The sequence below is a fragment of the Streptomyces sp. NPDC006529 genome (genome assembly GCF_040611795.1).
Lineage (GTDB): Bacteria > Actinomycetota > Actinomycetes > Streptomycetales > Streptomycetaceae > Streptomyces.
Map to the genome: position 1 here is coordinate 1 of NZ_JBEXPB010000014.1, position 12,626 is coordinate 12,626.

Sequence of the window (12,626 nt, forward strand, 5' to 3'; positions counted from 1 at the left end):
AGCGGAACGTGTTCGGGACGGTTCTGCGGGGTCAGCAAACGCCGGCGGGGCTGAATTTGCCTGGTCCGGCGCAGCCGCAGACGGGGTCAAGCCCGGGGTCGCCGCTGTGCGGAGGGCGGTGAGGAGGGGGGTTACGGCCGGTTCGTGGCGGAGGGGGGCGTCGCCGCCGTCGGTTTCGGCGGGGACGCCCGCGGCCACCAGGGCACGCCGCATCTGCGGCAGGGTGCGGCCCCCCGAGCGGACCAGGACGGCCATGTCCTGCCACGGCACCCCGTCTTCGAGGTGCGCCCGGCGCAGGATGTCGGCGATGTTCTCCACCTCGGTGGCGGAGGTCGGGTAGGTATGGACCTCCACCCGGCCGCCCTCCCGCGTGGCCCGCAGCTCCCGGTGCGCCCGGACCGCGGCGGCCGGGAGCCGCGTCATCGGCATCCGGGTGGTGAGCAGCCGGGTGGCCGCGAGGAGGGCGGCGCCGGAGCGGCGGGACACGGTCAGGGACCGGATCCCGGCCCCGGGGAAGGCCGAGGCGAAGTCCAGGATGCCGTTGACGTCACCGCCGCGGAACGCGTAGATCGACTGGTCCGGGTCGCCGAAGGCGACCAGCGTGCCCGCGGGCCCGTTCAGCGCGCGCAGCAGCCGGACCTGCGAGGCGTCGGTGTCCTGGTACTCGTCGACGTAGATCGCGTCGTACGCCGCGGACAGTTCCGGGGTGCGCTCGGCCAGGAGCACCGCACGGTGCAGGAGCTCGGCGTAGTCCAGCGTCCCCTGCATGTCCAGGACGTCCAGGTACTCGGAGAGGAAGGCGGCGGCGGCCTTCCAGTCTGGCCGCCCGGTCCGGGACGCGAAGGCGTCGAGCGCCTCGGGCCCCAGGCCCAGCTCGCGGCTGCGGGCGAGCACGGCCCGTACCTCGTCGGCGAATCCGCGCGTGGTGAGCGCGGCCCGCAGGTCGTCGGGCCAGTGGATCGACTTCAGGGTGCGCTGGCCCTCCAGCAGGGCTCGTACGGTCACGTCCTGCTCGGGTCCGGACAGCAGCCGCAGCGGTTCCGTGAAGAGTTCGCTGTCCTGGTGGGCGCGGACCAGGCCGTAGCAGAAGGAGTGGAAGGTGGTGGCCTGCGGGGCGCGCGCCCCGCCGAGGCGCAGCGCGGCCCGGTCGCGCAGTTCCACGGCCGCCTTGCGGCTGAAGGTGAGGACGAGGATGCGGGCGGGGTCCGCGCCGGCCTCGACCCGGGCGGCGACCGCCTCGACCAGCGTCGTCGTCTTGCCAGTGCCCGGTCCGGCCAGCACGAGCAGCGGTCCCGCCGCGTGGTCAACCACGGCCCGCTGCGCTGCGTCCAGGACAGGGGGATCCGCCTGCGCCGGTCCGCCGCGGACCAGCCGGTACGCGTGCGGGGCCCGCGTACGACGGTCCGAAGGAGAGCTGATCACGTGGGGTGCCGGTCCTGGTGGGTCTGGGGTCGTGGGTGCGCGGGGCGGGTTCCGCGGCGGAGGCGAAGGCTCAACGCTACGGCAAGCGGGGGGACGCGCGCAGTCGCCCCGGAGGCCCCGCGTCCCCCGTACGGGCCTGCGAGCGCCCGCCCGGGCGTCCGATGGCGGAAGCTGGCAGGTGTGACCCTGCACACGCCCGGGCCGAGGCCCGGGATCCGGCCGGCTGCGGCGCCGACGGCCCGGCCCGGCCGGACGTCAACCGTCCGCCGTCCGGTGTCCGTCCCAGCGCGCGCGTTTCATGTCGAGGCGCGGTACGTGCCCGGCGGCGGCGCGGGAGGCCTCGCGCAGCGGTGTGCCCTCGTCCCGGTAGCGCGCCAGGGCCCGCAGTTCGCTGCCGGGCAGCAGGGTCCCGTCCGAGCGGACCACCCGCCACCACGGGACCGGGCCGCCGTAGAGCGCCATGACGCGCCCGACCTGGCGCGGGCCGCCGTCGCCGAGCCATTCGGCGACGTCCCCGTACGTCATCACCCGGCCGGGGGGAATCTCCTCGGCGACCGCGAGGACTCGTTCCGCGTACTCCGGCAGCTCCGGTTCATCGGTCATGCGGCACATCGTGCCGCACCCCGGCCCGGCCCTCGCGGAACGGTCGGGTCCGGCGGGACGCGCACCCTGCTGCCCCGCGCCCCCGCTCCGCCGTGCCACCATCTTCCGGGCGGTGACAGGTGATACGTGATCAAGAAGAGATGGACGTGACGGCGAAGGAGCAGGGTGTGAGCCCTCCCGAGAGCAGTCCGGAAGGCGCACCGGGGCCCCCGGGGCCCCCCGGTTCCCCCGGCGCGGGCTTCCCCGGCGGCGACCCGGCCGCCGGCTCCGGCGCCGGGCGCACGACGGCGGACGGCACGGCGCGAGCGGACGGCGCCGCCGGTTCCGCGCGCCCGCACGCCCCCGCACCGGACGCCGCCGTTCCGCACGCCCCCGTACCGGACGCCGCCGCTCCGGACGCCGCCGGTCCCGCTCCGCACCCCACCGGTCCCGGGCCCGACGCCGACCGGGTCGAGGTCGACGAGCCGCTGCTCGCCGCCCGCGTGCACCGCCCCTCCGACCTGGTCCGGCTGCTCGTCGGCATCCTCGGCATCGCCGTCGTCCTCGGCATCGCGGCCTTCGCCCACGGCACCACCGTGGGTCTCGAAGCGGACATCAACAAGGGCACCGGCCAGGCCCCCGACCTGCTGATCAAGGTCGCCGGGCTGGTGTCGAGCATCGCCATCCTGCTGGTGCCGGTCGCCTTCGCCATCGAACGGCTCATCAAGCGCGACGGCCTGCGCATCGCCGACGGCGTGCTCGCCGCCGTCCTCGCCCACGGCGTGACCCTCGCCATCGACCTCTGGGTCTCGCGCGCCGCCTCGGGCACCATCCAGGAGGCCCTGACCCGCCCCACCGGCATCGGCGAGGTGCTCACCGATCCGGTCCACGGCTACCTCGCGCCCGTCATCGCGTACATGACCGCCGTCGGGATGACCCGCAGACCCCGCTGGCGCGTGGCGCTGTGGGCGGTCCTGCTCCTCGACGCCTTCGCGATGCTCGTCGGCGGCTACACCACCCCCTTCTCGATCATCCTCACCGTGCTCATCGGCTGGACGGTCGCCTACGGCACGCTCTACGCCGTCGGCTCCCCCAACGTCCGGCCCACCGGCCAGAACCTCCTCGCGGGCCTGCGCCGGGTCGGCTTCCAGCCGGTCAGCGCGACGCGCGCCGAGGTGCCGGAGGCCCCCGAGGGCAAGGATTCCGCGGAGCAGAGCGACCGCGGGCGCCGCTACCACGTCACCCTGGCGGACGGGCCGGCGCTGGACGTCACCGTCGTGGACCGCGAGCAGCAGGCCCAGGGCTTCTTCTACCGGGTCTGGCGGCGGCTCACCCTGCGCGGGATCACCACCCGGCGCAGCCTGCAGTCGCTGCGGCAGGCGCTGGAGCAGGAGGCCCTGCTCGCGTACGCGGCGATCGCCGCCGGGGCGAACGCGCCCCGGCTGATCGCCACCTCCGAGCTGGGCCCGGACGCCGTGATGCTCGTGTACGAGCACCTGGGCGGCCGGACCCTGGACTCGCTCGCGGACGAGGAGATCACCGACGAGCTGAGCCGCAACGCGTGGGAGCAGGTACGGGCCCTGCAGTCGCGCCGGATCGCGCACCGGCGGCTGACCGGGGACGCCCTCGTGGTGGATCGTTTTGGCAACGTCATCCTCACCGACCTGCGCGGCGGTGAGATCGCGGCCGGCGACCTGGTGCTGCGGATGGACATCGCGCAGCTCCTGACCACCATCGGCCTGCGGGTCGGTGCGCAGCGGTCGGTGGCCTCGGCACTGGAGGTCCTGGGCCCGGACGCGGTGGCGGACTGCCTGCCGCTGCTCCAGCCGATCGCGCTGAGCCGTTCCACCCGGGCCACGCTGCGCCGGATGGCGCGGGAGCGCTCGACCCGCGAGCGGGAGGCCGTCCTGGAGAGCTCGCGGCTGGCGAAGGCCCAGCGCGAGGCGGAGCGAGAGGCCGACGCGGCCGCGCGGCGCTCCTCCAAGGCGGAGTCCAAGGCCGAGTCGAAGGCGGAGCGCAAGGCCGAGAAGCGGGCGCTGGACGAGGCCCTCGACGAGGCGCGCGAGGAGGACCTGCTCAGCCAGATCCGCCGGCAGGTGCTGCTGATCCGTCCGCAGGCGCCGGTCGAGCCCGCCCGGCTGGAGCGGATCAGACCGCGCACGCTGGTGTCCTTCATCGCGGGCGCGGTGGCGGCGTACTTCCTGCTCTCGCAGCTGACCCAGGTCGACTTCGCGACCACCTTCGGGTCGGCGCGGTGGGGCTGGGTCGGGGTGGTCCTCGCCTTCTCGGGGCTGACCTACTTCGCGGCGGCGATGAGCCTGCTGGGGTTCGTCCCCGAGCGGGTGCCGTTCCTGCGGACCGTGTGCGCTCAGCTGGCCGGTTCCTTCGTGAAGCTGGTCGCTCCGGCGGCGGTCGGCGGCGTCGCGCTGAACACGCGCTTCCTCCAGCGCTCGGGAGTGCGGCCCGGGCTGGCGGTGGCGAGCGTGGGCGCGTCGCAGCTGTTCGGGCTGGCGAGCCACGTCCTGCTGCTGCTGTCGTTCGGCTATCTGACCGGGACCGAGAACACCACGCAGATGACCCCCTCCCGGGCGGTCATCGCGGGACTGCTGACGGTCGCGGTGCTGGTGCTGGTGGTGACCGCGATCCCGTTCCTGCGGAAGTTCGTGGCGACCCGGGTACGGGCGCTGTTCGCCGGGGTGGTGCCGCGCATGCTGGACATCCTCCAGCGGCCGCAGAAGCTGGTCACGGGCATCGGCGGGATGCTGCTGCTGACGGCCTGTTTCGTGATGTGCCTGGACGCCTCGGTCCGCGCCTTCGGCGGCGGCGAGGCGCTGAGCCTGGCGAGCATCGCGGTGGTCTTCCTCGCGGGCAACGCGCTGGGTTCGGCGGCGCCGACGCCGGGCGGTGTGGGCGCGGTCGAGACGACGCTGACCCTCGGTCTGATCGCCGCCGGCCTGGAGAAGGAGATCGCCATCTCGGCGGTGCTGCTGTTCCGGCTGTGCACCTTCTGGCTGCCGGTGCTGCCGGGGTGGATCTCGTTCAACTACCTCACGCGCAAGGAAGCGATCTAGTCACCGCCCCCGGGCGGGGCCCGGGGCGGAACCCGAACGGACCACGGCGCGGGCGGCGGGTGAGCGGGCGGGTCAGGATGGTGGCATGCCCAACGCCCCGCGGGTCACCGCCGCCACCGCCCTCGCCGTCGCGCTGCTCGCCACCGGCGCCTGCTCCGGCGGCGGGAGCGAGCAGAGCACCAGGGGCAAGGAGAACGCCCCGGGGGCCCAGGCGGCCCCCGCCTGGGCCGCCTGCCCCGCCCCCTCCGCCGCCCAGGGCGTCGGCCAGCCGCCCGGCAAGGACTGGGAGTGCGCCACTCTCGACGTCCCGCTCGACTACGCCAAGCCCGGTGGCGAGACCCTCCCCCTCGCCCTGATCCGCGCCAAGGCCACCGGCCCCCAGGGCTCCCGCATCGGCTCCCTCGTCTTCAACTTCGGCGGCCCGGGCGGCTCCGGCGTCGCCGCCCTGCCGGGCGCGGCCAAGGAGTACGCGGCCCTGCGCGCCCGCTACGACCTGGTCAGCTTCGACCCGCGCGGGGTCGGCCGCAGCGCCCCGGTGCTCTGCGAGAGCGACGCCCAGCTGGACCGCTACTACGCGGCCGACAACACCCCCGAGACCCCGGCCGAGGAGCAGGCATACCTGGCGGGGATCAGGACGTACCGCGACGGCTGCGTCCGCAACTCCGGCAAGCTCCTCCCCCACGTCGGCACCGAGAACGCGGCCCGCGACCTCGACCGGATCCGCCAGGCGCTGGGCGACGAGAAGCTCCACTACTTCGGCATCTCCTACGGCACCGAGCTGGGCGGGGTCTACGCCCACCTCTTCCCGAAGAACGTCGGCCGGGCCGTCTTCGACGCGGTCGTCGACCCGACAAAGACCTCGGAGGAGGGCTCGCTGGGCCAGGCGAAGGGCTTCCAGCTGGCCCTCGGCAACTTCGAGCAGGACTGCGTGGACCGGGGGGACGCCTGCCGTCTTCAGGGCAGCACCGCCAAGGAGATCGACGCGAACATCGTGAAGCTCCAGAAGGCGCTGGACGCCCGGCCCATCGAGGGCGTCGGCGGCCGCCCCCTCACCGCCTCGGCCGCGACCAACGGGATCGCCTACGCCCTCTATTCGAAGGAGGGGTGGCCCCTGCTGGAGCAGGGTCTGGACGAGGCCGAGGGCGGCCAGGGGCAGTTGCTGCTCGTGATGTCGGACGCGCTCAACGGCCGTGACCCCAAGGGCACGTACAACAACATCGGCTCGGCCAACACGGCGATCAACTGCGCGGACTCCAAGGAGCGCTACACCCTGGCGCAGACGAAGGCGAAGCTCCCCGCCTTCCGCTCCGCGTCCGCCGTCTTCGGCGACTTCCTCGGCTGGGGCCTGCTCGGCTGTACGGACTGGCCGGTCAAGGGCGCCTTCGACACCCCGGACGTGAGCGCTCCGGGCGCCGCGCCGATCGTGGTGATCGGCAACACGGGCGACCCGGCGACCCCGTACGAGGGCGCCCGCAAGATGGTGGAGCGGCTCGGCCCGGGGGTCGGCGTGGAGCTGACCTACAAGGGCGAGGGGCACGGCGCCTACAACAGCGGCGACGCGTGCGTGCAGAAGGCGGTGGACGCCTACCTGCTGGACGGGAAGGTCCCGGCGGCCAAGGCCGTGTGCACGGCGGCCTGAACCGCGCGAAAGGGGCTCCGCCGCATGCGGCGGAGCCCCTTTCGCGTCGTGCCCGGTCGTGTCGTGCTCAGTAGACGGGCTTCTCCGGCTCGATCTGGTGGACCCAGCCGATGACGCCGCCGCCGACGTGCACCGCGTCCGCGAAGCCCGCGGACTTCAGGACGGCGAGGACTTCCGCACTGCGGACACCCGTCTTGCAGTGCAAGACGATCCGCTTGTCCTGGGGCAGGTCCTGGAGGGCGGTGCCCATCAGGAACTCGCCCTTCGGGATCAGCTTCGCGCCGGGGATCGAGACGATCTCGTACTCGTTGACCTCGCGGACGTCGATGATCTCGATCGGCTCGTCGTTGTCGATCCACTCCTTGAGCTGCTTGGGAGTGATCGTCGAACCGGCCGCCGCCTCTTGGGCCTCCTCGGACACGACGCCGCAGAAGGCCTCGTAGTCGATGAGTTCGGTGACGGTCGCGTTCGGCCCGCACACCGCACAGTCGGGGTCCTTGCGGACCTTGACCTGGCGGTACTGCATCTCCAGGGCGTCGTAGATCATCAGGCGGCCGACCAGCGACTCGCCGACGCCGGTCAGGACCTTGATGGCCTCGGTGACCTGGATGGAGCCGATGGACGCGCAGAGCACGCCCAGCACGCCGCCCTCGGCGCAGGAGGGGACCATGCCCGGCGGGGGCGGCTCCGGGTAGAGGCAGCGGTAGCACGGGCCGTGCTCGGACCAGAAGACCGAGGCCTGGCCGTCGAAGCGGTAGATCGAGCCCCAGACGTACGGCTTGTTGAGCAGCACGCAGGCGTCGTTGACCAGGTAGCGGGTGGCGAAGTTGTCCGTGCCGTCGACGATCAGGTCGTACTGGCTGAAGATCTCCATCACGTTCTCGGCTTCGAGCCGCTCTTCGTGCAGGACGACGTTCACGTACGGGTTGATGCCGAGCACGCTGTCGCGCGCCGACTCCGCCTTGGAGCGGCCGATGTCCGCCTGGCTGTGAATGATCTGGCGCTGCAGGTTCGACTCGTCGACCTCGTCGAACTCCACGATGCCGAGCGTGCCGACGCCGGCCGCGGCCAGGTACATCAGGGCGGGGGAACCGAGGCCGCCGGCGCCCACCGCGAGCACCTTGGCGTTCTTCAGGCGCTTCTGCCCGTCCATCCCGACGTCCGGGATGATCAGGTGGCGGGAGTACCGACGGACCTCGTCAACGGTGAGCTCAGCAGCTGGCTCTACCAGGGGTGGCAGCGACACGGGCACTCCAGGCGGGTCATCCCCGCACCGGCGGGGAGCATTGACGTGTTGTTCTGTTCCGCAACACTGCCACGGCCCACTTCATTCCGAGACACTCGTCCCGATGCGCGAGACGATTTCGTCCCAGTACCCGGGCATCGAGGCCCAGGGGTCGCTTCCGGCACGCGTTCCGAGCCGGTCCGTGAGCCAGATCGTGCCCGCGCCCTGCCAGCGCGCGACCCGCACGGCCTCCTCCAGGTGCGAGCGCGGGACCCCGTGCACGAAGTGGCAGAACCGCTCCGGCGGGTGGTCCGCCGTCCACTCCGCCACCTGCGACCAGCGGTAGTCGGCCCAGCTCCCGGAGAAGGTGACCAGCTGGTCGGCGGTCTCGGTGTAGCCCTCGCAGGGGTGCGTGCCGTGCCCGAGCACCAGGTGCGGGACGTTCCCGCCGGTCCCGAGCGTGCGCAGGGTGTCCGTCACCTTGCGCACGGCGGCCAGCCCGGCCCGGCCCGCGGGGGCGTCGGCCAGGTAGAAACCGCCGACCCGGTACCAGTCGACGAAGCGGTGGGCGTCGGAGATCAGCTCGCCGAAGGAGCGCTCGCCGCCCCGCAGGGCCAGGTGCCCGAGGACGGCGGCGCCCGTCTCCCGTAACCGGACGGCCGCCTGCGAGCAGTGCGGGTCGGGCCGCTGGCCGGGGCCGCCCGCCACGTTCAGGACGGCCCAGTGCAGCGGGGTGCCGGGCCTGGACAGCTCGGCCCACTCGGCGGGCGCGACCAGCGGGTGCCCGTACCCGGGGACCCCGAGGCCGAGGCGGCCGGACCCGGTGGCGGCCCGCCGCTCCCCGGGCGGCGTGGTCAGATGCGGCACGCCGCCTCCATCCAGATGTCCGCCAGCGACTCCTCCAGGTTGATCCGGGGGCGCCAGCCGAGCCGGTCGCGGGCGGTGCGGACGTCGGCCTGCTGCCAGGTGCCGCAGCCGTCCGGGTACGGGTACGGCGGCGGGGCGGCGGCCAGCTGCTCGGCCGTGGCCTCGGCGCGCGGCGAGCCGATCGCGGCCAGGCCCGGGGGGCGGCCGGGGTGCGCGTGCGGCTGCTGGGGTCCGTCGAGTTCGTGGATGGCGCCGCCGTAGCCCGCGACCCGGGCCAGTACGGCGGCCGCGTCGCGCAGCCGGACCGCGCGGCCGGTGCCGATGTTGACGACGCCCTGCGCGGCGGAGAGCGAGGCCGCGTGCACGGCCCGCGCCACGTCCCGCACGTCGACGAAGTCGCGCTGTACGCCGAGCCCGCTGAGCTTCAGCTCCGAGTCCCCGGCCTGCATCGCGCGGCGCATCGCCTCGGCGAGCCGGCCGAGGGGCGAGCCGGCGGGGGTGCCGGGCCCGACGGGCGAGAACACCCGCAGCACGACCGCGTCCAGGCCGGAGCCGAGGACGAGTTCGGTGGCGGCGAGCTTGCTGACGCCGTACGGCCCGCCGGGTCTCGGCACGGCGTCCTCGGCCGTGGACGATCCGGGCTGGCTGGGCCCGTACTCGGCCGCGCAGCCGAGCTGCACCAGCCGGGCCCCGCAGCCGCTGCGGCGCAGCGATTCGCAGACCGTCGCGACGGCGACGGTGTTGTGCCGGGTCAGCTCGCGGGCACCGCCGCGGGTGGCGCCCGCGCAGTTGATGACGACGCCCGGGTGGACGGCGTCGAGGAACCGGGTGAGCGCGCCCGGGCTGCCGGTGGCGAGGTCGAAGCGGACGTCCGCGTCGTCGCCGCGGCCGAGCGCGGTGAGCTGGACCGCGGGGTCGGCGAGCAGCCGGTCCGCGACGTAGCGGCCGAGGTAGCCGTTGGCTCCGATCAGCAGCACCCTCATCGCGCGGCCCCGTGGTCGTTTGGCTGGCCGGTCATGTCTGTTTCTCCTTGTTGGCGCGGTCAGGTCTGGTGGCGCGGTCAGGCGCGCGCGTGGGCGGACGCCCGGGAGAGCGCGACCGTGGCGTGGACGAGCAGCCCTGCGGCGGCGGCCGCCGCGGCGAGCGGGTACGGGATCAGCGTCACCGCGAGTGCGAGGGCCGCCGGAACCCGGTGCGGCGTGTGGCGGACCAGCAGCCGGGTGAGGAAGAGGAGCACCGCGAGGGGCAGGGCCACCGCGAGCGGGGCTCCGACGAGGACGAGCGGGACGGCCGCCAGCACGGTGAAGCAGGCCACCGCCGCGACCAGCAGCGGCCGGGCCCCCGCCGCGAAGTCGTCCAGCGCCCGGCTCCCGGTGAGGCGGCGGCGCGCGCGGGCCGCGAAGGCCGCGTCGCACCAGTGCGCGGGGGCGGCCGCCAGCGCGAGCCCGACCCCCAGCGGCGCGCCGAGGCGGTACACGGCGTAGCCGGTGGCCGCGGCGGCGAGCAGCGGCGCGACCCGGGACGGGCGGCGCCCGGCGGTCCGCGGCCGGGCCAGGCCCGCGACGGTGAGCGCCACGGCGAGGGCGGCCACCCAGGGGGCGGGGCCGGCGAGCAGGGCGGCGCCGAGCGCGAGCGCGCCGGGGACCAGCGCGTACGCCGCCCCCCGCAGGTCCGCCGCGCCGGTCCCGGCGGGAGCCGCGGCCCGGGCGGCGGCGGCCGGTTCGTCGCGCGGGACCCGGGCGTACAGCTCCTCGGCCAGGGAGAACACGTCACGGTGGCGGAACCGCGCGGCGGTCCGGTCGGTGATCCCGTGGGCCTCCAGACCGGCGGCGATCTCCAGCGGGTCGACGGCCCGTTCGCACAGCTCCCGGTGGCGGTGCATGAGCGCCTTGACGGGATCCCCGCTCCCCCGGCGCCGGCCGGTGACGGCCGGGGCGCCGGTCCGGGCGGCAGCGGGCGGCGCGGGCTCCCCCGACGGCTCGCTCGGTACCTCCTGCGATGCCTCCCGCGCCTCGTCCGCCGGGGCGGGCGCGAGCCGGAGCACGAGGGTGGTCTCGGCCGACGGAGCGGGCGCTTCCCGGTCCGGGCCGTCCGCGAGCGGGCCGGGGCCGGGTGCCGGGACCAGGACCGGGCGCCGGGCCAGGTCGAAGAGGGAGGGGGCGGTGTCCGGGTGGGTCGTCATACCGTCGCCTCCGGGGAGGGGGCCCACGTCGGGGTGGTCCAGTGGCCCGGCACGCGGGCCTCCGGCGGATGGGTGAAGGGGGCGTCCGCGGGCGGGCAGGCCGCGCCGCCGGCGATCAGCTGGAGGTAGATTTGCTGGAAGGCGGCCACGTTCTGCTCGACGGTGAACAGTTCCAGGGCCCGCGCCCGGGCCGCCGCCCCCAGCCGCCGGGCCCGTTCCGGGTCGCGCAGCAGCGTCAGGCAGGCGTCCGCGAGGGCACGGGGGTTGCGCGGCGGGACCACCAGTCCGGTGCCGCCGATGACCTCGCACACCGCGCCCACGTCGGTGGAGACCGTGGCCCGGCCGCAGAACATGGCCTCCACGAGCCGGATCGGGAAGCCCTCGACCACCGAGGAGAGCACGGTGACGGGGGCGCAGCCGTAGGCGTCGGCCAGGGCGGGTGCCTCCGGGCCGCCGATCTCCTCGAAGGTGACGGGGCTCTCGCCGACCGTCAGCGCGTTCGCCGCCTCGTCCGGGAAGAGCTGGGCCGCCAGGGAGCGGCAGTCGGCCAGGTACCCCGGCGCCGCCGCGGTCGCGAAGACGCGCAGCCGGGTGCCCGGTTCGGCCCGCCGCACCTCCGCGAAGGCGTGCAGCAGCGCGATGAGGTCCTTGGCCGGTTCTATCCGGCCCACCCACACCAGCGTGGCCGGGTCGCCGTGGTCGGCGGCCTCGCCGACGGTGGCGAATCGGTCCGCCTCCATCCCCGGGTAGACCGTCCGCAGCCGCTCGCGGCCGGCGCCGCAGCGCTCCTGCCAGCGCCGGGCGTGCGCGTTGCCGGGGGTCAGCAGGTCCGCGCGGGCGTAGATCTCGGTGGCGAGGCGGACCTGGAAGGCGCCGAGCAGGGCCCGCAGCGCCGGGCGCTCCGCGGTGTGCTCCAGGTAGTGCGCCCGCAGCTGCACGCCGTACTCCGTGACCAGGAGCGGCACCCCGAAGAAGCGTTTGGCCACCAGTCCGGGCAGGGCGGCCGACCCGCCCGCCGCGGCGTGGCAGATGTCGACGGCGCCGAGCTCCTCGTACCAGTCCAGGCTGAGCGGGCGCAGCGCGCGCTCCAGCTCGTCGACGAAGGCGAGCAGGTCGGGCACCCGGGCGCCCTGGACGGCACCGCTCGCGCCCGGTGCCCGGCAGGCGGACTCGACAGCCCGGACCGCGGTCTCGGAGCGGACGGCCGCGTACAGGCCGCCCTGGTCCCGGGCGAGTTCGGCGAGCCCGTACAGCCCGGCGGCGAAGTCCTCGTCACCGGCGGCGCAGATCCCGCGCACCAGGTCCGTGAAACAGGCCGCGAACCGGCGGCGTTCGCGCCGCGAGTACGTCCGGCCGTCGTCCCCGGGGGCCCACAGGGGCGCCGTCCGCACGCGGGTGACGTGGTCGGGCAGCGGCACCCGGCCGCTCTCCTCCTGCCCGGCGCTGCGGCTCAGCGCGTACAGCTCGAACTCGTGCTGCGGGAGCCCGCGCACCAGCCGGTCGCACCACAGCCTCGCTTCGCCCGTCGCATACGGATAACCGCCTTCCGTGAGCAGTGCGATCCGCACGAGTGGCACCCCCGATCTCCCGTTCAGGCGGCCTCCGTCGGTCCGGTGACCCGCCGCGAGAACTCAAGCG

9 protein-coding genes are annotated in these 12,626 nt (G+C 74.8%); 2 read left to right on the forward strand and 7 right to left on the reverse strand.

The window, feature by feature from the left end; translation table 11 throughout:
- Together ABZY31_RS13200 and ABZY31_RS13205 are read right to left on the reverse strand one after the other, a co-directional pair.
- A partial coding sequence (locus ABZY31_RS13200) for an ATP-dependent helicase (protein ID WP_356408682.1) occupies window positions 1-1,422 on the reverse strand: 1,422 nt, incomplete at its 3' end.
- A gap of 255 nt (window positions 1,423-1,677) precedes the next feature.
- A complete protein-coding gene (locus ABZY31_RS13205) occupies window positions 1,678-2,025 on the reverse strand; it encodes an MGMT family protein (RefSeq protein WP_356408685.1) in 348 nt (115 codons plus the stop codon).
- Between the two features lie 140 nt (window positions 2,026-2,165).
- Between ABZY31_RS13205 and ABZY31_RS13210 the strand changes: the two genes are divergently transcribed.
- On the forward strand, window positions 2,166-5,075 hold the full coding sequence (locus tag ABZY31_RS13210; RefSeq protein ID WP_356408688.1) for a lysylphosphatidylglycerol synthase transmembrane domain-containing protein: 2,910 nt from the start codon (window positions 2,166-2,168) through the stop codon (window positions 5,073-5,075).
- Between the two features lie 85 nt (window positions 5,076-5,160).
- Window positions 5,161-6,714 carry an alpha/beta hydrolase gene (locus ABZY31_RS13215; RefSeq protein WP_356408691.1) on the forward strand — a complete coding sequence of 518 codons (1,554 nt, stop codon included), beginning with the start codon at window positions 5,161-5,163 and terminating at the stop codon, window positions 6,712-6,714.
- A 67-nt stretch (window positions 6,715-6,781) separates the two neighbouring features.
- On the opposite strand, the gene moeZ is transcribed toward ABZY31_RS13215, so the two are convergent.
- From moeZ to ABZY31_RS13240, 5 genes are all read right to left on the reverse strand, one after another.
- A complete protein-coding gene (gene moeZ / locus ABZY31_RS13220) occupies window positions 6,782-7,960 on the reverse strand; it encodes an adenylyltransferase/sulfurtransferase MoeZ (protein ID WP_356408694.1) in 1,179 nt (392 codons plus the stop codon).
- Between the two features lie 81 nt (window positions 7,961-8,041).
- Window positions 8,042-8,806: a spherulation-specific family 4 protein gene (locus ABZY31_RS13225; protein WP_356408697.1), complete on the reverse strand. Its 765-nt coding sequence runs from the start codon at window positions 8,804-8,806 to the stop codon at window positions 8,042-8,044.
- Window positions 8,794-9,789 (reverse strand): NAD-dependent epimerase/dehydratase, encoded by a 996-nt coding sequence (locus tag ABZY31_RS13230; RefSeq protein ID WP_356408700.1) that lies wholly within the window; start codon window positions 9,787-9,789, stop codon window positions 8,794-8,796. Before ABZY31_RS13230 ends, ABZY31_RS13225 begins: the two co-directional genes overlap by 13 nt.
- 77 nt (window positions 9,790-9,866) lie before the next feature.
- A complete protein-coding gene (locus ABZY31_RS13235; protein ID WP_356408703.1) occupies window positions 9,867-10,988 on the reverse strand; it encodes a hypothetical protein in 1,122 nt (373 codons plus the stop codon).
- A complete protein-coding gene (locus ABZY31_RS13240; RefSeq protein WP_356408706.1) occupies window positions 10,985-12,556 on the reverse strand; it encodes a DUF3492 domain-containing protein in 1,572 nt (523 codons plus the stop codon). Before ABZY31_RS13240 ends, ABZY31_RS13235 begins: the two co-directional genes overlap by 4 nt.
- Between the last annotated feature and the right edge of the window lie 70 nt (window positions 12,557-12,626).

Bases quoted from the DNA above. Each gene is read 5' to 3' on its own strand.
- ABZY31_RS13205 (WP_356408685.1), bottom strand. From the start codon at position 2,025: ATGACCGATGAACCGGAGCTGCCGGAGTACGCGGAACGAGTCCTCGCG.
- ABZY31_RS13210 (WP_356408688.1), top strand. From the start codon at position 2,166: ATGGACGTGACGGCGAAGGAGCAGGGTGTGAGCCCTCCCGAGAGCAGT.
- ABZY31_RS13215 (WP_356408691.1), top strand. From the start codon at position 5,161: ATGCCCAACGCCCCGCGGGTCACCGCCGCCACCGCCCTCGCCGTCGCG.
- ABZY31_RS13230 (WP_356408700.1), bottom strand. From the start codon at position 9,789: ATGAGGGTGCTGCTGATCGGAGCCAACGGCTACCTCGGCCGCTACGTC.
- ABZY31_RS13235 (WP_356408703.1), bottom strand. From the start codon at position 10,988: ATGACGACCCACCCGGACACCGCCCCCTCCCTCTTCGACCTGGCCCGG.